At 62.7% G+C, this 24,134-nt stretch carries 17 protein-coding genes; 8 read left to right on the top strand and 9 right to left on the bottom strand.

Annotated elements, in window-relative coordinates; translation table 11 throughout:
- Positions 1-4: 4 nt before the first annotated feature.
- A complete protein-coding gene (locus tag NJ1_RS15870; protein WP_067694676.1) occupies positions 5-1,048 on the bottom strand; it encodes an SPFH domain-containing protein in 1,044 nt (347 codons plus the stop codon).
- 202 nt (positions 1,049-1,250) lie between these two features.
- Here NJ1_RS15870 and NJ1_RS15875 point away from each other — a divergent pair, with 202 nt between their 5' ends.
- Together NJ1_RS15875 and NJ1_RS15880 are read left to right on the top strand one after the other, a co-directional pair.
- Positions 1,251-2,783 carry an amino acid permease gene (locus tag NJ1_RS15875; RefSeq protein WP_067694234.1) on the top strand — a complete coding sequence of 511 codons (1,533 nt, stop codon included), beginning with the start codon at positions 1,251-1,253 and terminating at the stop codon, positions 2,781-2,783.
- Between the two features lie 423 nt (positions 2,784-3,206).
- The gene (locus NJ1_RS15880) at positions 3,207-5,285 is read left to right on the top strand and encodes a serine/threonine-protein kinase (RefSeq protein ID WP_245717416.1); all 2,079 of its coding nucleotides are present in this window, start codon (positions 3,207-3,209) and stop codon (positions 5,283-5,285) included.
- A gap of 4 nt (positions 5,286-5,289) precedes the next feature.
- Here the strand turns inward: NJ1_RS15880 and NJ1_RS15885 are convergent, their stop codons facing one another.
- Positions 5,290-5,643 (bottom strand): DUF1707 SHOCT-like domain-containing protein, encoded by a 354-nt coding sequence (locus NJ1_RS15885; RefSeq protein ID WP_157574002.1) that lies wholly within the window; start codon positions 5,641-5,643, stop codon positions 5,290-5,292.
- Positions 5,644-5,843: 200 nt separating this feature from the next.
- Here NJ1_RS15885 and NJ1_RS15890 point away from each other — a divergent pair, with 200 nt between their 5' ends.
- Positions 5,844-6,581, top strand: a complete 738-nt coding sequence (locus NJ1_RS15890) for a MerR family transcriptional regulator (protein ID WP_067694243.1) — start codon at positions 5,844-5,846, stop codon at positions 6,579-6,581.
- Positions 6,582-7,294: 713 nt separating this feature from the next.
- Here NJ1_RS15890 and NJ1_RS39115 read toward each other — a convergent pair.
- From NJ1_RS39115 to NJ1_RS15905, 4 genes are all read right to left on the bottom strand, one after another.
- Positions 7,295-7,432 (bottom strand): hypothetical protein, encoded by a 138-nt coding sequence (locus NJ1_RS39115; protein WP_157574003.1) that lies wholly within the window; start codon positions 7,430-7,432, stop codon positions 7,295-7,297.
- Between the two features lie 1,137 nt (positions 7,433-8,569).
- Positions 8,570-10,540 (bottom strand): gamma-glutamyltransferase family protein, encoded by a 1,971-nt coding sequence (locus NJ1_RS15895; RefSeq protein WP_067694246.1) that lies wholly within the window; start codon positions 10,538-10,540, stop codon positions 8,570-8,572.
- A 240-nt stretch (positions 10,541-10,780) separates the two neighbouring features.
- Positions 10,781-11,893 (bottom strand): helix-turn-helix domain-containing protein, encoded by a 1,113-nt coding sequence (locus NJ1_RS15900; protein ID WP_169813151.1) that lies wholly within the window; start codon positions 11,891-11,893, stop codon positions 10,781-10,783.
- A gap of 33 nt (positions 11,894-11,926) precedes the next feature.
- The gene (locus tag NJ1_RS15905) at positions 11,927-12,943 is read right to left on the bottom strand and encodes an AraC family transcriptional regulator (RefSeq protein ID WP_084478313.1); all 1,017 of its coding nucleotides are present in this window, start codon (positions 12,941-12,943) and stop codon (positions 11,927-11,929) included.
- 718 nt (positions 12,944-13,661) lie between these two features.
- Here NJ1_RS15905 and NJ1_RS15910 point away from each other — a divergent pair.
- The 3 genes from NJ1_RS15910 to NJ1_RS15920 all read left to right on the top strand — a co-directional run bounded on the left by NJ1_RS15910 (position 13,662) and on the right by NJ1_RS15920 (position 17,469).
- Positions 13,662-14,699 carry an SAM-dependent methyltransferase gene (locus tag NJ1_RS15910; protein ID WP_169813152.1) on the top strand — a complete coding sequence of 346 codons (1,038 nt, stop codon included), beginning with the start codon at positions 13,662-13,664 and terminating at the stop codon, positions 14,697-14,699.
- Positions 14,687-15,304: a TetR/AcrR family transcriptional regulator gene (locus tag NJ1_RS15915; protein ID WP_067694252.1), complete on the top strand. Its 618-nt coding sequence runs from the start codon at positions 14,687-14,689 to the stop codon at positions 15,302-15,304. Before NJ1_RS15910 ends, NJ1_RS15915 begins: the two co-directional genes overlap by 13 nt.
- 1,817 nt (positions 15,305-17,121) lie before the next feature.
- Positions 17,122-17,469 carry a hypothetical protein gene (locus NJ1_RS15920; RefSeq protein ID WP_067694255.1) on the top strand — a complete coding sequence of 116 codons (348 nt, stop codon included), beginning with the start codon at positions 17,122-17,124 and terminating at the stop codon, positions 17,467-17,469.
- A 906-nt stretch (positions 17,470-18,375) separates the two neighbouring features.
- Here the strand turns inward: NJ1_RS15920 and NJ1_RS15925 are convergent.
- Both NJ1_RS15925 and NJ1_RS15930 read right to left on the bottom strand, forming a co-directional pair.
- Positions 18,376-18,792 carry a hypothetical protein gene (locus NJ1_RS15925; protein ID WP_067694258.1) on the bottom strand — a complete coding sequence of 139 codons (417 nt, stop codon included), beginning with the start codon at positions 18,790-18,792 and terminating at the stop codon, positions 18,376-18,378.
- A gap of 211 nt (positions 18,793-19,003) precedes the next feature.
- Positions 19,004-19,357 (bottom strand): hypothetical protein, encoded by a 354-nt coding sequence (locus tag NJ1_RS15930; protein ID WP_157574004.1) that lies wholly within the window; start codon positions 19,355-19,357, stop codon positions 19,004-19,006.
- Between the two features lie 839 nt (positions 19,358-20,196).
- Between NJ1_RS15930 and NJ1_RS15935 the strand changes: the two genes are divergently transcribed.
- Positions 20,197-21,366, top strand: a complete 1,170-nt coding sequence (locus NJ1_RS15935) for a histidine decarboxylase (protein ID WP_169813153.1) — start codon at positions 20,197-20,199, stop codon at positions 21,364-21,366.
- A gap of 623 nt (positions 21,367-21,989) precedes the next feature.
- Positions 21,990-23,036 (top strand): helix-turn-helix transcriptional regulator, encoded by a 1,047-nt coding sequence (locus NJ1_RS15940; protein ID WP_067694268.1) that lies wholly within the window; start codon positions 21,990-21,992, stop codon positions 23,034-23,036.
- 110 nt (positions 23,037-23,146) lie between these two features.
- On the opposite strand, the gene NJ1_RS15945 is transcribed toward NJ1_RS15940, so the two are convergent.
- Positions 23,147-23,926, bottom strand: a complete 780-nt coding sequence (locus NJ1_RS15945) for an alpha/beta fold hydrolase (RefSeq protein ID WP_084478375.1) — start codon at positions 23,924-23,926, stop codon at positions 23,147-23,149.
- Positions 23,927-24,134 lie beyond the last annotated feature (208 nt).

A 24,134-nucleotide genomic window follows, 5' to 3' on the forward strand; every position in this document is an offset into this window, starting at 1 on the left:
TCGATCAGGTCGTCGACGGCCGATGAACGATGCGCGCCGTGCCGCACATGCCGCAGAACTTCGCGGTATCACGCAACTCCGCGCCACATCCGCCGCACACTGCGCGTGCGGCGAGTTCGGTGCCGCAGTCGCCACAGAACCGCGCATCCGCCCGCCTGAGACTGTGACACTGCGGGCAGAGCAGGCCACCGGCGGCGACCGGAGTCCGCGAGCTCGTCTGCTGGTGCAAGGCATTGAACCCCAACGCAGCCCCCAGGAACCCGCCATCGCCACCCCCGCGGGCCATGCCATGTCCCGCGCCCAGGGCCATTTCCCCTGCCGCGTAGCTACCGAAGTCGCCGGTCATACGGATGTAGGTGCGGTCCTTCGCGAGGCGTTTGAGCCGCTCGGTGTCCTCGGTAGCGAGCGTGATGTCGAAGTTGCCCATCCGCGGTACACGAAGACCGTACTGGTACAGCAGGATATTGGTCTCGCGCAGTACTGTCGCCTCGATCTGCGCGAAGTGACCCGACAAACCCAGCACAGGCCATTCGCCGCGCGAGATATGCTGAGTAACAGCTACTTTCATGCATTTGAGCAACAGGTCCGCACACCAACGGGGCGCTGTGCCCGGATCGACCGGGTCGGAGGTACCCACCAGCCCGGTGATCAGTTCTGTCGGATCGCGGACCGACAACGCGAATTCACCGAACGCCCGCAGTGTCACCACCTGCTCGCTGAGCGGGTCCAGAACATCGGTGAGTTGCCCACCGAACTTGATGCCTGGCAACTCGCGCGCGGAGACGAAGTACAACTCGGCGCGGTAGAAGTTGCCGCCGGTCAACGTATCCACGAGCGCGCCCAGGACCGGAAGTTCCTGGGCGTCGATCCGATGTCTGCCGGGCCCCAATGCGGCAACGACCATGCCGGATCGGACGAAAAGCGCGGTCTCGTCGGCGTTGACCAGGACGCGGCTATAACGGCGGATGTTCAGATCGGGCCATTTGTAGACGAGTCGGTTCTTGTGAGCTTCGGGGACCGTGATGAATTCGCGCTCGAACCAGGCCACGCGGTCCTCCAAGCTGATGTGACGAAAATGATGACACGATATGCAGCGGCATGCTCGGGGTGTCAACCGCAGTGTGTTCCCACCTATGGGCCGTGTGAGCATGCGATTCGGTGGGAGATCCTCGTACCGATTGGTTGAATGAGCCGCCAGTTGGCGGTACATTAATCAGCGATATATACGGGATCACCTGAGAGGTATCCACATGACTTCCGTTCATCCGCCCGATGCGCCCACGCACACCCTGGCCGACGAGGAGACGGGCTACCACAAAGCCCTTCGCCCCCGTCAGTTGCAGATGATCGCGATCGGCGGTGCGATCGGCACCGGCCTGTTCCTGGGTGCCGGCGCGCGACTCTCCCACGCTGGGCCCGCGTTGTTCCTGGTATACGCGGTCTGCGGCGTATTCGTCTTCTTCGTGTTGCGGGCACTGGGCGAACTGGTGCTGCACCGCCCGTCCTCGGGCTCGTTCGTCTCCTACGCCCGCGAGTTCTACGGCGAGAAACTGGCGTTTGTCGTCGGCTGGATGTACTTCTTCCACTGGTGCGCCACCGGCATCGTCGATATCACCGCGATCGCCACCTACGTCCACTACTGGGGCGCGCTCCAGGCGATTCCACAATGGGTCATCGCTCTCATCGCCCTGGCCATCGTGGTGAGCATCAACCTCATCTCGGTGCGCTGGTTCGGAGAACTCGAGTTCTGGGCCGCGCTGGTCAAAGTGTTTGCGCTCGTGTTGTTCCTGGTGATCGGCTCGGTATTCCTCGTGGGGCGTTTCAAGGTCGGCGGTCACTCCACCGGATTCAACGTCATCTCCGACCACGGCGGGCTCTTCCCCGCCGGGGTGATCCCACTCGTTCTGGTCACCACCGGCGTCGTGTTCGCCTACGGCGGAGTCGAGCTGGTGGGCACCGCTGCGGGTGAGGCGGAGAATCCGGAAAAGATCATGCCCCGCGCCATCAACTCGGTGATCGCCCGCATCGCCCTGTTCTATGTCGGTTCGCTCGTCCTGCTCGGCCTGCTCCTTCCTTACACCGCCTACCACGCCGGGGAAAGCCCGTTCGTCAGCTTCTTCGCAACCCTGGGTGTGCCCGCCGCCAGCTCGATCATGAACATGGTGGTTCTCACCGCCGCGTTCTCCAGCCTCAACGCGGGCCTGTACTCCACAGGCCGGATTCTGCGATCGATGTCGATGAACGGCAGCGCTCCCACGGTCGCGGCCCGCATGTCCCGCACCGGTGTTCCCTACGTCGGAATCCTCGCCACCGGAGCGATCGCACTGATCGGGGTCGCGCTCAACGCCGTAGTCCCCGATCAAGCCTTCGAGATCGTGCTGAATATGGCCGCACTGGGCACCGTGACCTGCTGGACGGCGATCATTCTGTGCCAGCTCAAGCTGTGGCGGCGATGGCGAGCAGGCCAGGTCGAACGACCCGCGTTCCGATTGATCGGCGCGCCCTACACCAGCTTCGCCACCCTGGTGTTCCTGGCCGGGGTCGTTGCTCTGATGGCCCTGAGTGATGACGCGGTCCAGCGTGGGGCCGTGCTCGGCACCGTGCTGGTCATGGCGCCCATCCTGGTCGGGGGTTGGTTCCTGGTACGCAAACGGGTCCAGCACCTGGCCGCCGAACGCCAGGGCTTCACCGGCCAGTATCCGGTAGTAGTCGAGCGCCGCCCCCGCCTGCACGACGCGCCGGCCGCGCTCACGGCGGGTGAACCGACCGACCACGAAGCATAGAAGCCCAGCCCGCTCACCCCACCGTGGCGAACCCCCTCCCACGGTGGGGAATACCCCATACACGCACTACTCCTCCTGCCCCGAGAATGGGACCCCGAATCAACGGGCGGGCGGGAGGTCTCGATGCCGGTGCCGGAACGACCCAGCACCTCCAAGCGGCACCGGCCCACCCCCTGGACCGATCGACGCATGCGGGACACCGTCGGGCCGCAACGGGCATCGAGCCCATGGGCTACCCGCCCAGCGGGAACACTGGGGTTCATGCACCCGCCTGACACGGCGGGACCATCCCCCCAGTCCAGTCAGGGACCCCCACCTCCTGCACCTGTGCCCGATCCGCCCGACCTCGACCCTGCACTCGTCGGGCACCCCGCGCACAGCACCAGATCGCGTCCCAGCGTACGGCTGCTCGGAGATGGCTTGGTGGAGCTGCCGCGGGTCACACCCCTCGATCCCCGCCACGCGGTACTCGACAACCCGGAGGTACCCGAACTCAAGCGATTCTGCTGGAAATGCGACAGCCCTGTCGGGCGACGTACCGACAGTGCTCCCGCCCACAGCGCCGGCGAATGCGCACATTGCCACTCGCCCTTCAACTTTCGCCCGATACTCTCCGCCGGGGATCTGATCGCCGGGCAGTACGAAGTGCAGGGCTGTCTGGCCCACGGCGGACTCGGCTGGATCTACCTGGCAATGGACCACAACGTCAGCGATCGATGGGTAGTTCTCAAAGGGTTGCAGAACCCACTGGACTTCGAGGCACACGTGGTCGCTCTCGCTGAACGCCAATTCCTGTCCGAAGTGACCCATCCCGCAATCGTCAAGATCTACAACTTCGTCAAACACACCGCGCGCCCGCACATGCCCGACGGCTACATCGTGATGGAGTATGTCGGTGGCCGCTCGCTCAAGACCATCCTCGACCAGTACGGTTCCGACCGGATGCCCGCAGCCGAGGCCATCGCTTATGTGATGGAAGTGCTCCCGGCACTGGACTACCTTCACTCGTTCGGACTCGCGTACAACGACCTCAAACCCGACAACGTCATGGTCACCGAGGACGAAGTCAAACTGATCGACCTCGGCGCGGTCGCCGCGATGGACTCCTTCGGCAGCCTGTACGGAACTCCCGGCTATCAGGCACCCGAGATCACCGAAACCGGCCCCACCATCGCTTCGGACGTGTATTCGGTCGGGCGCACGTTGGCGACCCTGGTGCTGGATCTGGGACGAGATCACAACGGCGACCATCTTCCCGGCATCCCCGATCCCCGCACACGCGCAGTGCTGCGTCGTTATCCAGCGCTGCATCGGCTGCTGTGCCGCGCGACCGCGATCGACCCGCACCAGCGCTTCCCTTCGGCTTACTCCATGTACAGCCAACTCGCGGGGGTGTTGCGCATGGTGCTAGCCATCGACACCGGCACCGAGTATCCGCAACGATCGGTCGAATTCGGTTCCATGCGAGGCGACTTCGGTATAGATACCTTGATCGCCCAATCGGACGGCATGGTCAACGGCACACAACACACATCCCGGGTCGACCCCGCCGATATCGCCGCGGCGCTACCGGTCCCGCTCATCGACACTCAGGATTCCTCCGCGAATCTGCTCTCCCCGCTGCTGCACAGCGAGGCTCGACACACACTCGATGCCCTGCACCGCACCCACAGCCGCATACGCACCGGCGCTATCGCCGCACCGGCAACCTATGAACTCGAAGCCGCCCTCACCGCGGTACGCGCACATCTGGACCTCGGCACGACCATGGCGGCCAATGACCTGCTCGCCGCGCTGGCGCCCCGCTACGCACAAGATTGGCGCATCGAATGGTTCAACGGGATCGCGGCACTGCTGGATCACCAGCCCGAACGCGCCCACCGACACTTCGACACCGTCGCAGGCATGCTACCCGGGGAAATCGCCCCCCTGCTCGCACTCGCCGCCAGCGCCGAACTGGCCGTGGAAACCGCGATCGGCAGCGATCCCCTCCCGGCGTGGCAGGCTGCAGCATCAGAGTCCTATCGCACATTGTGGCAGGTCAACCACGGCGTGATCACAGCAGCGGTCGGGCTGGCCCGGCGACTCGTCGCAGACGGGCGCACACTCGCCGCGGTGCAGGTGCTCGATCAGGTTCCGCACTCATCGCGGCACTACGCCGTGACCAGACTGACCGGGTGCCTGCTGTTGGTCTCTCGGCCTGCCGCGGAAATCACCGACAGCCAACTCGAGGCCGCCGCCTCCAGACTCGAGGAGTTCGCACACGAACCGCGCGCCGCACAACTGCGGGTGATCGTGCTGGGCGCGGCACTGGAATGTCTACGAGACGGCCGAACCGTGCGTAACAACTCCATGATTCTCGGCTACGAGATCAGCGAAACCGGCCTGCAACAGGGACTGGAAACTAGCCTGCGCGATCTGGCGCGAACGGTCACCGACCGATTCCATCGTTATCGGCTGGTGGATCTGGCGAACTACGTGCGCCCGCGCACCCGCTGGTAGCACCTCAGCGAGACCGCGTGAGAATCAACCCCACCACCGGAACCGCCCCCAGCAACAGCAGCCACGCCGGGTTGTCGAGCGAGAGCCAGAATTCGACCGCGAAAATCACCACCGCACCGGCCCGCACCGCCATCGCCGGCCAGTGAACTCTCGCCGAACCAGGAACGAGCACCGGCGAGGCAGGCAGATCAACGAACGTCTCCGCGAGCTGTCGGTGAGTCCCGGCAGTCCAGACACGGGTGCTACGTTCCTCGAACTCCGCAGCGGTCAACCGGCCGACGCTGAAATGCTGGGACAACTCCTGAAGTGCGTGTTCGCGCTCGTTGTCGCCCACCCGGGCATCGGGTGTTTCGCTCATCGAGACAGGATAGAGTCGGCCCGCAACCATGCCCGAGTCCGAATTGCCAACGGCGGGAAGGGCTTCCACCTCACGCAGGACTTCTTGACGAGATATGTTACGTACCCAGGAACCGGTGGTAGCTCGCCAGCGGATGGCGCATCGACCAACGCAACACCAGGCACCGGACCGAAACCGTCTCGATATGGTTTCCTGTAAGGATGACCGCAGGGCCCGAATACACGATCGACGAACTTGCACGCGCTGCGGACAGCACCGTACGCAGCGTCCGCGTGTATCACGAGAGAGGCGTTCTCCCGCCGCCGGACGTGCGCGGGAGAACCGGCTACTACGGGGCGGAACATCTCAATCGCGTCCGGACGATCAGTCGACTGCTGGACCGCGGGATCAAACTCAACGGCATCAAAGAATTGCTGGCCGCCTTCGATCGAGGAGATGATCTCGGCGACCTTCTCGGTGTGTCCGACCCGAACCAGTCCATGACACCGGCTCACACCGACGAGGCCACCATCACCGCCGCCGATTTGCAGAATCGGTTCGCCGGAGTGCCCAACGGATTCGCCCGAGTGGTCGCCACCGGCGCATTCGAGCCAGTGGACGCGACCACCTACCGAGTCGCCGACCCAGTAGTTGCCGGCTTGCTGGATCAACTCGAAAACATCGGCGTCCCCATCGCCGATGCCCTGCACGAGGCAGAACGCATGAAAGCCGACTGCGATCGCATCTCCCGACGCGTGGTCGACCTCGCGCGCGAGCATGCGTGGGAGCGATACGCGGACTCCGATCGCACACCACAGGATCTCACCGACCTCACGGCCCGGGTCGATATTCTGCGGTCGATACCGGGCCGCGCCACTGCGGATCTGGTGAGCCGTTCCATCGATCGATACCTGGCCCAGGACACCGAGCTCAGTACCGTGATCCACTCCGATTCCTGACGGTCTGCCTTCCCGGCTTCGACTGCACCACCTGCCATCATGCGCCGCTATCTATCGGTTCATTAATCGATGTCAGGGGCAGTGTCGCAGAACGCGCCAGGACTCGTCGCGCAACGGCAAACGATCACGAAGGCACCGATGCGTATCAAGTCCGACTGCACCGCCCGGGTGCGACCAGTGGCCTTGCCGCCGTGGGATCTTCGCTCGGTGTGACGACGATGCCTGCGCACGCACAGGTATCGACGGGCCCTGGTGCGGAGTACCGACGTGGCGAGACGGCCTCAACCGGGAATGAATATTCGCCTGCGGCTCGACGCCGTCGGCTCCGCTCCGCGCACTGGATTCGTGTTGACCCCGCCGGGGGACCGGCGGGCGCGCCGAATGCCGTCAGTTGCGATACCCCGAGCCCGGCAGTGCAGTGCAGTGCAGCCTCGGGGTCCGCCAACCCGGCAGCGACCGCAACGACTTCTGTGTCGATAGCCAACTCATCTCCGGCACCGAGGATGTCTTCGAGATGTTCACCGCCGGTGCTTCTTGGATATGGCCGACAGTGGCCCATCGCCGAGTGACACTTCGATTCCCCGATCACCGCCTTGCACCGACGTGGCGCTCCTCCAGCATCTGCTTCGTCGGCGCGCTGACGTTGAACGAGCCCACGATCGGGCGCAGACAGGGCGTTATATGCCCCGGCCCGCGCCCTACTACGGTGACCGTCAATGCCCCGGGGTGAACGGCAGACGCGAAGCCCGCTGTGCCTTGTCGCTGTGCCCGTTGTCCCACGGCGCGTCGCCCGAACCCGGAGGCTGATCACGATCGCTGGTCCTGCGGTTGCCGTCGATGTTCGAATCCACGATCCGGTCATCGACTCGCCGACCCTGAGTATCACCCGAATTCCTGCGCTGTCCGTCGGTACGGCGGTTATCCGCACCGACACTCGCATGAGGCCCACGACCGACACGACCCCCGCCCTCGCCACCGGGGGAGTGCCCCCCATGCGTGCCGTGATCTCCGCCCTCGCGCACGAGCCCGGCCAGCGAGTACGGCGATACGGCGTCCGCCGCACCTGCGGCGAGCGCCGGCGCCATCGCCACCGCACACGCAAACAGTGCAGTGGCGAAGAATATGGGAAGGCTGGGTACGCGCATCGCTGATTCCTTACGTGCGGTCGAGTCTCGATTCGTGCCCGCTGCGTCGACAATACCGCCAGTTGATATCAACCAACGTGCCATCAAGTAGCGTCACGTTCAATAGTGTTTCATCATTCGAGGGCTGTCATGTTCCCTCCGATGAGAACCTCCGACGACTCACGCTGCCACCAGGTGCAGCCGCCGAGACGACCCGGCCGGCACGCACCGAACACACAGGCGTAGCCAGAGAACCGCCCCTCAACGCCACATGCCGGGTCGATCGTTGTAACGATCGACCCGGCATGCAAGGACCAGAAAGGACAGAACAGCCCTAGGGCGAATATCTCCTACTGCGGCAGGCAGTCATGGGGCTCAACAACTTCCGAACGACCCACTGCAGACACGAGAAGGCGCAGGCGGACGGCCGTGGCGATAGTCCCGAGGCCCATCCCACGGAGTGGAAGGAAAGTTCTGGAACGGCAGAGCGGGAAACCCAGGGAAAATCAGGCCCGGCTGGCGACCGCTCCACCCGTCATTACCCCATCCTCCGCCACGATGATGCGGGTATTGCACCGCGATACCAGTGGCCGGATCGACGGGTTGCGCGGCGGCAGTGGTATCGACCGCGGCGATCGGCAAGACCGCTAGGGCGGCAAGCATGCACATTCGGGCAGCAGTTCTGCTGATCACGGAGGATTTGGTGTCGAACATCGGGATTCCCTTCTATCGAACCATGTTTCACAACACGTCACGCGCGGGGAGTCTATGGCTGTCGACCCACCTCCGGGACTTCCGCTGTCGCCAGGAATGGGGAGTTGAGCACCACGTCTCTGCAGAACCACACACTCCCAGACCAGCGACTTAGCGTGGCCGTGTGTCCCCCAGCACCGCCCCTTCACGCCGCGGGTCCGCGCCACCGATCCAGCCGCGGCCATCACGGGCCAACGCTGAGGCCCCACTCGACTGCGGTGCAACCGAAACCTCGTGGCCCAGTTCACGCAACCGCCGCACCAGCGCGTCGTGGACACCGTCATCGGTGGCGTCGATTGCCGGATGCTCCCCACCGACATTGGTGACCGGGGAATTGGCCGCACCGAAATCGACCATCGACACCGCCTGTTGCGGATCCAAGCCCCAATCGAGCATGGCCACCAAAGTTTTCACCACGAACTGGATGATGACCGCACCACCCGGGGACCCGGTGACAAAAGTGAGCGGACCTCGGGTGCCATCAGCGCCACGCGCGAAGACCAACGTCGGAGCCATAGAACTGCGCGGCCGCTTACCCCCCTCGATTCGATTTGCCACCGCTACACCCTCGCGGTCCACCGGCTCGGCAGCAAAGTCGGTGAGCTGGTTGTTCAGGACGAACCCGTCGACCAGATGAAACGATCCGAACGCCGACTCGACCGTCGTAGTCATACTCGCGGCATTGCCGTAGCGATCCACAATGCTGATATGGCTCGTGCCGTGCTCGACCTGCGGCGAGCCACGCCCGATGGGAACAGGCCCGAAATCTCCGGCACTCGCAGTACCCATACTGTGGGTGGGATCGATCAGCGCCGCGCGACCCATCAGATAGTCGTGATCGATCAACGTCTGCGGCGAATTACCTGGCAGCGGAACGAAATCGGGGTCCGCAACATACTTGTCGCGGTCGGCATAGGCGAGCCGCTCGGCCTCGGAGATCACATGCACCGCCGCAGCGGTGGGCTTGAAACCATCACGTGCTGACTCGATTCGCCCACCGACTCGCTCGGGTGCCATCGACGCCACATCGGTCCTCGACAAGATGCCCAGGGTCGCCGCGACGGCCGTGCCACCCGAGGACGGCGCAGGCATGCCACAGACCTCCCGCTCGCGATACAGCGCACACAGAGCGGTGCGCTTCTTCGCCTGGTATGCGGCCAAGTCTCCTGTGTTCGTGAGCCCAGAGGAGCGACCACCCGAGCGATCGGCGATCGCGGCCACGATATCGGCGGCGATACTCCCGGTGTAGAACGCGTTCGCACCCTCGGCCGCGATCGCCGACAGGGTCTTGGCCATGGCGGGATTGGTCAGCCGCGTGCCTGCGGCTTTGGCGGTGCCATCGGGATGCAGGAAATAGGCGCGCGCCGCGGGATCCTTGGCCAGACCATCGACGGAGTCCGTGATCTGGGCCGCCAGCCGGGCACTGATCGTGAAACCCTGATCCGCGAGACCTACTGCAGGATCGAACAACTCTCGCCACGACCTCCGACCATGGTCGCGGTGCGCGAGTTCGAGCATCCGCAATACCCCCGGCGTGCCGATCGACCGGCCGCTGGCTCGCGTATTCGGTTGCGGTGCAGTGTGATCGGACGCGCTGATCCACCGCAGATAGTCTGGTGTGGCCGATGCCGGCGCTGTCTCACGACCATCGTAAGCGTCCACGCTCGCTGAGGCAGCGTCGTAATAGAGCAGGAACGCACCCCCTCCGATTCCGGTGGCTTGCGGCTCGACCAGACCGAGTACGGTTTGGGCCACGACCAGGGCGTCCGCGGCGGTGCCGCCATCCCGCAATATCATGCATGCGGCTTCGGTTGCGACAGGGTTGGCTGTCGAGGCAGCGAACGTATCGGTGCGCACGGGCGTCATTCCCGAGCGGTAGCCGGTTGCGATCTCTGGCCGCAGGGACAGATCTGTCGTGAGCGGCCCTGCGGCACCGGCACCGGTGTGTGCGATCCCGTTGGGAGTGGCGATGCAAGATGCTGGACTTTGATTCGATCCAGATGTGCAGGCTGTGAGCAATCCGATCAGCAGCAGGGGGGCGATGCCTGCGGCACCCCAGACCTGCGCTCGTGTGCGCCTCATGGGTTCGGACCCTATCGGTGTCGCCACGATTGGGAAGTGGCGCAACGCAATTCAGTGCCGCCGCCACATCGTCGAAATGTGTTCACAGACAGTCGAATACGACGCCTAGCCAGCACTGCCGACACGAGAGACCCCCACCTGGGTCGCGGCAAAAACGATCCGACCCACCGATGTCCGCTCGTGCCTACCAGCGTAGGAGTTACGCCGCACCGCAACTACCGATACCGATCGGTGACGCGATCAAACCCGTGCACGCTGCTTGCGGTATGCATCGGGGGTTTGGCCTGTCCAGCGGCGAAACGCCCGGCCCAGAGCGCGGTGATCGCTATATCCCAGATGTCCGGCGATCGAGTTCACCGGTAGCTGGGTATCCACCAACATCTGTACCGCCCGTTCGTAGCGGATCGACTCGATCTCTGCTCGCCCGCTGGTCCCGTGCTCGGCAAGGCGGCGTTGAAGCGTCCGGGAACTCATCGACAACCGCTGTGCCACTTCATCCAAGACATTGCTCGAGACGTTAGCGTCTGCGAGAGTTGCGAGCAGCACGCCACGGAAGTTCTCGATCCAGGTACGAACCGGACGCGCCGAGTCCATGATCGACGCGGCGTAGAGCCGCATGATGCGACCGAGTTCTGGATCAGGAGGTTGCTCGGGTGCGGCACGGTCGGGGTCCAGGAATGTCAACGTGTCTGCCTCTTGATCGAACTGAATGTTGCTGGTCCCGAATGCCTCAGCGAGGTGGCCGTGCCGTCCCGGTGCGCGATGTGCAAATCCCACACGAACCGGAATAGCCGCGGCGCCTCTGGCCTCGCACGCACGCCGCATCAGAATCGCGAGGGCGAATTCGCTGATCTGCCCATCGACCGCCTCCGAGTAGGGGCTTCCGCGATACCCCACGGTTACAAGCGGGCCGTCCTGCGCGACGTTCATCACCAAGACGGGATCGGCAACAGTGGCCAGATATCGGGCCGCATCGGTGAACCCTTGTGCCAGCGTGGGGGCACTTGAGAGTAGGTAATCCCACACATGCAGGCGCCCCATTTCCGCCAAGGACGCCACACGAAGCCCTACTCCGGGGCCGCCGGTGCCTAGCACGAGCTCCCACAGTCGATGCTGAGCGACCGTCGGAAAGCGATTGAGGTCATCCTCCAGTGCAGCGGGGGTGAATTCGCTGATGAACGCGATCTCGTGTGGTGAAACTCCCGCATGGGCCGCGCCGTGGAGCACCAATCGCACCAGGTGCGCGGAAACCGTGTTGGTCAGCGCGTTGGGTTGTTCGGGAATCGGATGCGCTGCACTCTCAACCGGTACTGTCACGTGACGAATGTGGGTGAGATCGTCTATCGGTGTCATCCCTGTTCTTTCGGTGAACATGCACTCGCCTGTTCAGTGCTCGTGTCGAAAGGCATCGGGGGTCTGACCGGTCCACCGGTGGAAAGCTCGGCGTAAGGCACGTTGGTTGCTGTAGCCGATTCGACCGGCAATGGACTGGACCGGCAGCCGAGTCTCTCTAAGCAGGCGCGTCGCCTGCTGGCAGCGAACGATTTCCAGTTCACGCCGCCACGAGGTTCCTCGGTCGGCCAACCGACGTTGCAGGGTGCGGGCACTCAGTTCCAACCGCTGCGCGACGACTTCGATGTCGATGCACTGCTTTTCGGCCAATGTGGCACTGATCTGAGCGCGCAGAGTGTCTTCCCATGTCGGAACGGGTCGCGCAGTATCGATGATCACCTGGGCATATCGGTGCAGAATCCGCCGCATCTCCGGGTCGTAGGGCCGCTTGCTTTGCGCGCGTTCGACATTGGGTAGCGTCAACGCGGTGCGATCCTGATCGAAATGGATATTGTCGGTGCCGAACGTATCGATAAGGTAGCCGTGATGTGCAGGTGCACGATGTGCGAAATCGACTCTCAGTGGATCGGCCGCAGAGTCGGCCAGCGCGCGGGCTCGACTTACCAGGACTGCTAAGGCGAATTCACCAACGGCTGCGAAAACAGTGTTGCGGTACCGCATTCCCCGGTATTCGGCGATCACCCGGTGCTCGTTCTCTGTCACCAGGAGAGCTACTGCTGGATCGGCCATAACCGATGCGAATCGCGCCCCATCCGAGAAACCTTCTGCGACGCTCGATGCGCCGACGAGGAGGTAATCCCAAATGTGGAGTTTGCCTGGTTTCGTCATTTCGGCTGCACGCACACCTACTTCAGGGCCCCCTGCTGCGCACATCGCCTCCCACAATCCTCGAAGTGCCAGCGAGGAGACCCTGAGAAAGTCGTCACCCAACAGATCCCGGCCGAGCCCTTCGATCCGGATGATCTCGCGATCGGTAACCCCGCACTGGACAGCGGCCTCGAGCACGCATCGCGTGAGATGCGAGGATACGGTGCCTTCGAGTTCGGACAAAGCAGCTCCTGCGGTTGCTAGCCGGCCTTATGGGCCAGCGCTCGCGTATGGGCAGAATCAACGCCACGCCAACGGTCGTGCGTGGCGGTGGGTCCGGCCGATCGCGTCGACCTGGTCTGTGCGGCTGTTCGGTGCGACCAAGGAACGAATATGGCACGGCCGGGACGCTGAGACCGCAGCGTCACCGGGGCCGGCGAGATGCCTGAGCGTGAGATGACGGTGAATTCTCTGAGAACCGGCCAGAGGCGCTCTTCCCTCGATGATCTCTGGACGCCGTCGGGACCACTCCCGTAGTGCCGACTCGCACGGCGCCACATACGACTCCGCGAACCGGCAGCGAACTTCGGTGCCGGGAGCGGGTGTGCTGCGAGAGCGTCGCGGCATAACGCTGACTGGGTCGACATTGCCCCACCTGCGTGGTTCATCGAAACCATGGCCTTTCTCCAGTACTTTGGGGGGCGATCCCTGCACCGCAAGTGTATCGATCGATCGATTTGGCATGTGAGATTTGAGGAACTCGGACGGCTCGAGAAGGGATGCGCTCCTCGTCTCTGATGTGGGCGCGCCGGTGATCTCCGCGTGCCGCCGCGGGTCGAAGCCCCTCCGGGGCGTCGACGCGCGCATGCCCTCTGTCGCAGATGTCGCGAGTCTCACCCCTGCCGGGTTCGGGCAAATATCTGGTTGCAGATTGCAATCAGATGAAGGTACTCCTCTCTCTGTGGCGGTGCAACAAGCCAGCCCCTCTGCTGTAGAGCGCGGACATGCGATGCCCCAGGCGGGTGGTACATCGATCATCGGGAATGGGCTATTCCGTTCACAGGCTTCGCAGTCGAGCTCAGAGTACCTCGACATCAGCGCAAAAAGAACCTATATTCTGTTTATGGCGGCCAGTTTCACAGCACAGACGATGGCACTGCAGCGAGCGCTGGAGACGGCACGACCAGCCGAATCCCGGCTCTTCACCGACCCCTTGGCGATCGGATTCTTGACCCAGCCGCTGCGCACCGTCGCGGCAATCGCCAGGATTCCGATGATCGGGCAACTGGTGGCACGCGCCTACGATGCGGCCCTGCCAGGGCCGAGGCCTTCGGCGGTGGCACGCACTCGGCTGATCGACGACACCGTGGCCGACCTCGTCGACGCGGGAATCCACCAAGTCGTGCTACTGGGTGCCGGATTCGACGGACGAGCGTGGCGCCTCGAAAGCCTGCGCAGCGCAACAGTTATCGAGATCGACCGACCTCAGACTCAAGAGGTCAAGGAAGCGGCCGTCCGGCGAGCAGGGCTACCGTGTGATCACGTAGTCTTCGTTCCGGTGGATTTCGAATCGATGGATCTCGAAAGCTCGCTACAGTCAGTAGGCTTTACCGAGGATCCGGCCCTGTTCCTGTGGGAGGGCGTCACGAACTATCTCACCGCCGACGCGGTCGATCGCACCCTCGCAGCCATCCGTGCACTGGCCTCACCCGGAAGTTCTCTGCTGTTCACCTTCGTTCACGCAGGAGCTATCGACGGGTCGGTGGCTTTCCCCGAAGCGGCGCGCTGGTCACGCAGTGTCACGCGAGTCGGCGAACCGTGGACCTTCGGACTCCGGCCGGACGAACTGACGAAGTTTCTGGCCGAACGCGGTTACGATTTGATCTGGCAGGAGTCGACCGCCACGGCAGGCCGCCGCTACTTCGACGCACTCGGCCGCGCCGATCGGGCATCGGAGCTCTACCGGGTCGCCCTCGCATCGATCACATGCCCCGCCTGACCCCCGCCACGGCGCAGCAGCGCCGCACTCGAATCATCGACGCGGCCATGGAGTGTTTCGGAGAATTCGGTCTGCATGGAACCACCATGCAGGACATCTGCAGCCGAGCCGTCCTCAGCCCTGGCTCGGTCTACAGCTGGTTTCCGAGCAAAGAGGCGATCATCGACGCCGTAGCCCGGGAGCGGCACCAGCAAGAGCGCACACTGCTCGAACGCGCCCTGACCGCACCCGATCCACGTACCGCACTGCACACTTTCCTGAACGCCTACTTCGACTGGCTCGCCGACCCTGCCGAACGGCAGCGCAGGCGGGTGAGCGTGCAGGTATGGGCAGCGTCGCTGGTCGACGATCACCTGCGGCCGAGTGTGCAAGAAGGTATCGCTCAGCGAACCTTGGCCCTGGATGCGGTCCGCGCAGGACAAGCGGCAGGCGCGATCTCGAACGGTATCGACGCCGACGCGATCACACGACTCATTCTCGCACTCATCCAGGGCTTCATCTTGCAGCAGGCGTGGGAACCGGATGTGAACATCGAAAGTTACCGTCGCGCAGCAGGTCTCGTGATCGACGCCATCGCACCCGAAACCCCGTCTACGACAGCCTGAATAACCGCTGCAGTGCGCCGGCTCGATCTGCCACAGTCGATGAACGAAACACCAAGATCGCCTGCGGAAGCTACCCGCGCCTACCAATTCCGCTGGGGGAGAGGCCCGCTGCTGGGTGACTGTCAAGATCTTGACCGACAGTCAGTATGCCCGGACCTTCGCTGGCAGTCTACGAGGTGAAGCACACCAGCACCGCAAAGGTCCACTCGACCAAATCGTTGGCACGGTCGAAGCCCGCACCAACAGCCGAGTCGCCATTAGGCGCGCCTGCACCAGGTGACCTGCACAAGCTGCCATGCAAACTCCATCGAGGTCCGATCCAAGGGCGTAAGACCACCTCACGCGCGGGCGGTGCCGAACCGCCTACAGAGAGCGGGACACACTGTGCGAACCCATCGAGTAAGCACAGGGAAGCGACGTCATGCCGCAGGTGAGGATGACCACCGTCGTCCGACTTCGCCGCACATATCGGTGTATCCCAGCTCGAGTTCGGCAAGGCTTGTCCATACTCCGTGAGTTCGAGGATCTGCACCGCCGAGTGTCTCGAGGAGATACAGGGCATGGTCGGCGGTTGCGGCCATGTGATCGATGAGCTCCGCGAACGCTTGAGGGCTTGTCAACGTCGGATAAGCCCACGCTAACCGATGAGTTAGCTGGTTGACTATATCGCGCAACAACAATGAATGTTGGTTGGTCAGGTCGTAGATGGCGAAGGGTTCTTCTCTGCGTCGGTGATACAGTTCACGCAACGCAAATACCCGCTCGCACAGCGGCTCGGTAGCTGAACTAATACACAAAGCGCGATGCAACTCACGTGCAGTAGGTAAGAGAGGTGCCGTCTCGGGGGTGAAAGCAGGAGGAAATGTGACACAACTTCGCGGTTGAATATGAGACTTCGGTCGCCCGATGTCTCCGTCTCGGATATCCATCGAAACATCCTCGAAAAGAGGTTCAGGCACCCGCTCGACCGCAATTATTGTGGGAGTTGGCCAGACATCTCGGGATACCTGTCAAATAGCGGAAATGACGTCCAGCCAGGTTGAGCGTATCGACTTCCGACGTGGTTATCCATCACAACTTCCCACTGATGGGGAGCTTGCCCGAGGTGGCAGCTTCGTGGGCATCTCTTCGTTGTACTCAGGAGGCGCAATTGCTGCGGCGATGACTGAAGACGCTATCGGCGAAACGGCAGCAGGAAGTCGTCCCAGGTTGGTTGAATTCGATATTCCCTTCACTGCGCGAGCCTATCGCCACATCGCACACATGTAGGGTTCGGGCTCGCACCATCGCTGCTCGAGTATGTAAGGTCGCAATCCACGTGTTCTGCATCGTGGCATGAACGGAACCGATCAACTGGCTATCAAGCTCCGGCACAGTGGGAAATGCCAGAATTAAGAGCACGCCCAGCTCGCTCAGGCCGCCTCACATAACCGAACAGGGCAAACAGCCTGTTCAGGCGGGACGCACTGCTCATGCGGTCGAGGTTGGCGGCCCGGCCGATTCTCGAAAGCCGCGACTACCCGAGAGTGAAAAGTTCGCAGACGTGGACTGAGCGGTGAAGATTTGCCGCAAAAGCCGACACCTGTCGGCGATGGGGACACGTGTGACAGGACCTGCCGATCGCAGCATCACTAGCTGGCGTAATGTCAGCTGCAGTACCCTCGGACAATCGCACACATACCGTACGGTTTTACAGCATTTGGTCGCATGCCCGACTACGCTTCGCTCACGTACTTCGGATCTCATTCAGGGCAGGCGTCATGGCAAACTCAATACAGGATTCATGGCGAAGAGAGGCTATCTACGCACTCGATGCCATGATCAACCGCGACCACTCCCGAGCGCGCAACCATATCGCGCGCTTGCTGGCTTGCGGGCCCTCAATCGTCGTCGTCCAAGCATGTGCGCTATGGATCGACGAACTACTCAACGTCGTCACGCGTCCCGCCACGCTGCTGGTCGTCCCTGAGTTATCTCCCGCGGATATGCCTTCTCTTCAGGCCTCGGATCTCTGGGCGCTCCGGCTGATCGCCGCACGCGCGAACCAAGACACCGAGGCGGCCCGACAGTTGTTCCTTGAGGCACCCCACGATCCGGGCGTCTTTCTCGAGCGAACGGTCGCGGTCTTGACGTTGGTTGCGTGGAAGTTGGCGTCCTCGAGATGATTCCGCTTAAGCCTTCCGCAACCGTGGTCGTGTAGACCCGCAAGTTCCCCTGCCATAGTTCCGCAGGAGATCGGCGATCACGCGCCGTGTGCTCGGTTGGCCGCGGCGAGTGCAGCTCACGTCCAGTTGCGGCCTATTATCGGAAGAGTCCGCGCGACGACTCCGAGGCCCGGATCCGGCAAACTTTGCCGTGAAGCCGCCCCGGTTGGGTCCCGGATGTGCGCACCCGAATCGAGTGGCTCGAATTCCCTTGCCCGCCAAGGACGATGAGCGTGGTCCGCGCACGAAACAGCTTGCCGACGCGACCTGAAGCTGCCTAACGGGAGTTCATGGAAATGAGGCCCCCGAGACCTGCTTCGATACGTCACAGTGACGTATCGAAGCAGGTCTCGGGGGCCTGCGCGCCAAAGTCTTTGGAAGAACATGCCAGACTGTCTCGACCCCGCCGCAGTGACCACTGTCGGCCTCTGCCTCACCAACGAGTGAGCGCTGAACCGTGGCCCTGCCACCTTATCCGCCATGGCCACCTAGCCACGATCAACTCCGTAGCAACACCGATAATCTACCTTATGTCAATCTAATTCAGGATGCGGGTCCCTCGCGCCCACTCACCGATTCGCCCGGCGGACCGCACCGAACAGCGCAGGTTCAAATTGGAGAGTCGCGCCAAAACGGCACGGACACACGAGCTTTGCACTGTTCAGTCAGCCAGTCGGCGTACTCGACCGAGCAAACTTCTGGCCCACCCAATCGTTGAGGTCAGCCAAGTCGCCACACCTATACAGCACCGGATGCCCGAAGCTACGTGCGGCCGAAGGCAAACCCGTCCAGGTGGAGCGGGTTTGCGTGTCCGCCTGGCAGCGGATCGTCTCCTGACGATCTCTGGTCACGGGCGAAGGCCTTCGGCTACCGGGCGAGTTGCCAGCGCGGTACACCATTGATGCTCTTGCAGAACATCTTGCGCCCCTGGGCATCTCCCCAGATATCGCCCTCCCCGATACAGTAGTCACCGGCCGAGACTGAGTGGTGCGGGTCGGTCGGCAGAATCCCTTCGGCCGGCCACCATACGAAAGCATCGGTGCCGCGGACCTGATCACAGTAGACGGTCTGCCCGGTCGAGGTCTTCGCGGTCGCGCGGGTCGGCGCGTACGTCGACCCGCAGTACGCGCCGATCGTGACAGTATCCTGGGTTGGTTCCTGCTGCGCGGGTTGAACAGGCACAGCGGGTTCGCTCCCGAAGCTGCCGGTCGGCAGCGCTGCCGCATTCGAACCGCCAACGATCACGAACGCGACTGTGGTCGCGACGATCAACTGAGTGCGCATGTCTCCCCAAGATACCTACCGGAGCACCATCTGTCCTGGCATGCCTGGACAGACAGCCGCGCTGACGTCGACTACCGTACGCGCGGGCGTTAGCGCAGACCTCGACAATATTAAACAAACCAAGCAGTACGTATGACTGTCGGAGACGCACAGGCGGCAGACCGTTGTGGCGGTGGACGGTCCCCGATCCAAACACCGATGTCCTCACGCCCTATGCCAAGGTAATTCCGTATCGGTCCAGCTCATAACTGGCAACCGCTACAACCGCCAGCAGGGGAATCGACAATAGTGGCCACACCACCACGACGCGCCGAGACCGCCAACTCCACACCATCAGCACGGCCACAACGACAACGCCAACACACGTCGCGCAAGCCATCACACCTGCGCCCATACCCACGAAGGAATTGCACCCATCTCCACAGCCGCCCGACTCTCCATCAGGTGTCTGGAAAAAGCCCAACATCAACGTCGTGGACATCCCAGTGAAAAAGATGCCCAGAAGCAGCATTACCGCAGCAGCGAGATCGGCTGCGCGCCAACCGGATCGAATACCACTCTTCACGGCAACACCATAGCTTTACGGAACACCCATCCACACTTCCCTGTGTTGGGAAGTTTGCTCTTTCGTGACAATAGCTATGCCTACTCGGCTCTGCGTGCAGAACCACTGACTCGCCCGGACGGCGCCCGGGTCCGATCGTCGAAGTCACGAACCGCGGCTGGTTGGATGCCGAATCTGCACACCTACACCACATGACCGATATCAGGTAGTTCCACGCCCGGCATCGCCTTGAATCGGCCATCTCGAACTGGTTCGATCTGCACGAATCACTCGAATCAGGCCTCACTTCGTCAGGCTCCATCCGGGCGTATTCGGTTCTGCGCGGCAACTCGGGCCGGCCTCCTGAGGCCTCCGCGCCCTCCGCCGATGGTCGCGATTGCCGTCTGTCCACCTTGGTCCGGAAGACGGCAACTGAATGCTGACCACCGGAAATTTCGAATCAACACCCCATGCCCGCGAGGCATATCGCAGTCGATTCATGAATCGACAATCCTTAGCTGGAATCGCCCCCAATTATCTCGAGCCTGAGGTGAACACGGCAACTGGACAATATCCTGAGGCTTGTGGGTAGTCGAAAATTTGCGGTTGAACCCAACTCGGCGAGAAGCCTATAGAGGTCTGGCTGTGCGGGTGGTGTGTTGGTGGACGAGACGCTGAAAACGCCGAGTCGTCGGTGATGATATTACATGATCTGTTGCAGGAGAACGTATCTCGTCCTGAGTGCGGACACGCGTCAAGGGTCTTCCCACGGCTGGAAACTGCGAAGAAAACAATCAATTGACTGCGTTGCTAGTGTCGGCAACCCGTACGAGTATCCCCAGTACAAGAGGACGCGATCGGTGAACCAGGCGGTACCAGTGGCTGCTTCAGTCGCAGATGTATTCAGAATCGACCGGTTCGCTCGGGCCGATGAAGAATTACTAGATCAACTCGACGAATTCATAGCGGCGATGCGGGCGCAGAAACCCTACGTGCTCGGGTATCCGGGAAATCTCGATTTCGACTACCGCAGACTGGGCGGCTTACTGGGAATTCTTTCCAACAACGTCGGCGACCCAGGTAGCTATGAATACCCTGCGGCGGGATCCAAAGCGATGGAACGCGCCGTCGTCGAATTCATGACGCAGCTCGCGAATGGCGATCCCTACGAGACCTATGGTTACGTCGCGTCCGGAGGGACCGAAGCCAACCAGTTCGGTCTCGATCGTGGCTGCACACTGCTGCCGGCAGCGAAAATCTACTGCAGTGCCGCAGCCCACTACTCGATCCGCAAGAACGCAAGGCTGATGCGCAAGCCGTTGGTGGTCATCCCTTCCGACTACACCGGACGGATGGATGTCGATGCCCTTGCGCATCAATGCAGGCAAGAACACGGTCGAGGGGCTGTGGTGGTGGCAACGATCGGAACGACCATGACCGGCGCGATCGACGATGTCGGCGCGATCGCGGCAGCCGCAGCGCACGCCGGAGAAGTCTACATCCATGCAGACGCAGCACTGAGCGGACTCATCCTTCCTTTCACGCCCTGGCGGAACACATGGGGCTTCGGGCACCGCGATGTCGGCAGCATCGCTATCAGTGCACACAAACTACTGGGTATGCCGGTCCCGTGTGCACTGGCGCTGTGCCGGTGGGAGTTCGTCGACCCACAAGTGGAGGGCGAGTACGTCGGAGTTACCGACGCCACTCTGGGATGCTCACGCAGCGGCCTGGCCAGCGCACTCATCTGGTATTCGCTGGCACGAAAAGGCGCGACCGGGTTGGCCAGAAACGCCCACCAGGCGCTCGACACAGCCGAGTACGCCGCAGGGCGACTCGATGAAGCAGGACTCCACCCGATACTTCTTTCGGCCTCGATCACCGTGACGTTCGACCGGCCCGATGAGTGGATCTGCCACAAATACCATCTAGCCACCGAAGGCGACCGAGCACACATCGTCACCGTTCCCCACGTCACCGAGTCGGTCATCGACGAGATGTGCCTCGATATCATCGGAAGTCGTCCATAACAGCGGACCTCGCCGAACCCGATCACGATCACCAGCCCGACTGAAGGAATCTGCCGCACACGCGTCAAACCACGCACATCCCAATCCTCGTACATCAGACCGCAGGCCAGTCGTACGATCCCCCACCCACACCTCAGAAGACCCTGTGTGAGCGCCTCAAACTAGTACACGACCAAATCCCGAACACCCACAATCGGTCCTGAAGGGCCGACTACCTCGACAACCGTGAATGCACAGTCATGGTCTGACACGAGTCGCTCGCATCCGCCCGGAAAGATCGCCGGCCCAGAGCGTGCCACTGGGACACCATCCGCGAACCAGCAGAGAACCTCCTCGCACGACAGTCTCGGACGGATACCCCACAAGCTGGCCGCCATCGTCCCCAATACGACTCACCGGGGGCAAATCATGACCCGGCAGACACGCAGTACACGACGAGTCGGACAGCCGTGGGCCATGAATTCCATAGTGGCACTGGCATATTCGGTCCCGTGCCCAACTGGCGCGAATGCGGTTCCGGCCTCGCGATTCGACACCCCAAGGTCCTCGGCCCCTGAACACAGGGGGTAGAACCCGCCAACCACGCTCGAGGCCGGCACCGGAATCGCCGCTATGCTCCGCTGGTGATCGAAGGCACCATTCCGACCCGTGTCGCAGCACTGATCCGGACGACCGCCCTCAACGTCGGTGTCACGCCCGCGGAACTGGACGCGATCATTCCCACTGTGGATCCGGCGTCACTGGCCGACGACCTCGTCCGAGTTCCCACCGAATGGGCGTGGCGAGCATGGGAACTCATCGACGCCAGCGCAGGAATCGGATCAGGGCTGTTGGCAACCGACATTGCCGACCGCCGCGGACTGTATGTGTGGGACTACCCATTCATCAGCGGCCCCATCCTCGGTGACAGTGCGCGCAACGCGCTGGGCGTGCGCGGAGTGGTTGCCGATCCGAGCATCGGCTGGGTGGTGATGCAGAATGGACGGCTGCTCACTGTGCGCGACACCGTCGCGATCGATCCCGATCCGCTGCTCGCCCCCCTCGAGGAGTTCATGCTCTCGATCATGCTCCGCCGCGTTCGCGCAGCAACGCGGCGGTACCTGGTTCCTGACCGAGTCGCATTCAGCCACCGTGCCAGCAACCGCTACAACTACCTCGTCGATGAGTTCGGCACCAGCCATATCGAATTCGGTTGCCCCTGTGCCGAGATCACGTTCCTCGACGCCGGCACTCTATCCACCCAGACCACCCCGGACCTGGGTGCGATGCTGCGCCACTACGCAGAAATAGTGCTGGCCGCGTCTAACCCTGCACCGAGCTGGCGACAGAACCTACGCGCCACCATCACCATCGCCCTACGCGAAGGCGACCTCACGATCGACGAAGCGGCCCAGAGTATGGCCATGAGCGCACGCACGCTACAACGTCGGCTTCACGAGATGGGAACCAGCTGGCGTCACGAACTCGAGTCGATTCGCTACGAACAAGCATCACGGCTCATGCGCGACACCAACCTGCCCATCCAGTCGGTCGCCGCTCGCCTGGGCTATGCCGACGCTCGCACCCTGCGCCGTGCCATCAGACGCTGGACAGGCCAAGGCACGGACGAGTTTCGGCGGCGCCTCCACGACCGCAACGCGCTCGGAACCAACGCGAACGTCGCCGGCTAGAACCCCACCACGGCAACACCCCACCGAACGCGACCGCACTGCATTACCGCCAACAGCCCGCGTGAACCGCACTCGCGATGTTCACACGTTCCTCGACGCCGCACTCGACACTAGTGTTCGGCGCACCCGGCCAAGAATCGCAGGGCAAGTTCGGCGACTCGTTCCGGCGCATCCACATGTGGATGGTGACCCGAACTCTTCGCCACCACGACCGTACCGAGTCCAACGGGCATGCGTGCTGCGATCGCGAGCCCCTCGGCCTCCGGGTCTGGAAACTCCGGATCCCTCGTGCCCATGATGATCAATGTCGGCCGGATCATGTTCGGCAACTGCGCTTCGGCATCTGCGGGGGTGGACTCGATCGCCTTGAGCAGTTCAGCGAATCGTCCTGGCGCGCACAAACTCTCCGACAGCTCGGCAACGTACTCGCGATAGTCCGCAGGCTTGACCGGATACGTCACATTCAGGTACTTCAACCACTGTTTCGGGCTCTCGCAGAACCGCGCCATCGACCGTCGCACCATGGCCCGGCAGTACCGCGGATTCATGAAGAGCGCAGACAGGGACACGGTTTGCGTCCTCGCCAGAGGGTTCAGCGCGATTACCCCGCGCACGAGCCCCGGGGCCCGCGCTGCGGCGATCACGGCGGCCCCGCCGGAAAAGCCATGGCCGATGATGACAGCAGGTCCACCGAACACTCGGATAACCTCCACGAGGTCTCCCGCGATATCGGTGCGCGAGATGGCATCCCCACCATCGAACGACGTCCAATACATACTCGATTCGCCATGCCCACGCAGATCCACAGTGACCACCCGAAAACCGCTAGAGGCCAGTATCGGTGCCAGAAACCGATACACGTGCCGTAGATCGCCGATCCCCGGTGACATCACCACCAAGGGCCCCTCCCCCGCCACGTCATACGCAATCCGCCCCTCGCCGATAGTCAGAATCCGGGTCGCGCAAACACTCCTCCGATCGCGAAGGCTCCCAGGATTGTCCACAATGAGGTCCTAACTGCCACAAAACACCGCCTGGACGGCATTATTTGCTCGCGCCCCGACGCTTCCTGCGTAAGAGAAATAGTTACCGACACCG

It is taken from the genome of Nocardia jejuensis NBRC 103114, assembly GCF_001613145.1.
GTDB classification, from domain to species: domain Bacteria; phylum Actinomycetota; class Actinomycetes; order Mycobacteriales; family Mycobacteriaceae; genus Nocardia; species Nocardia jejuensis.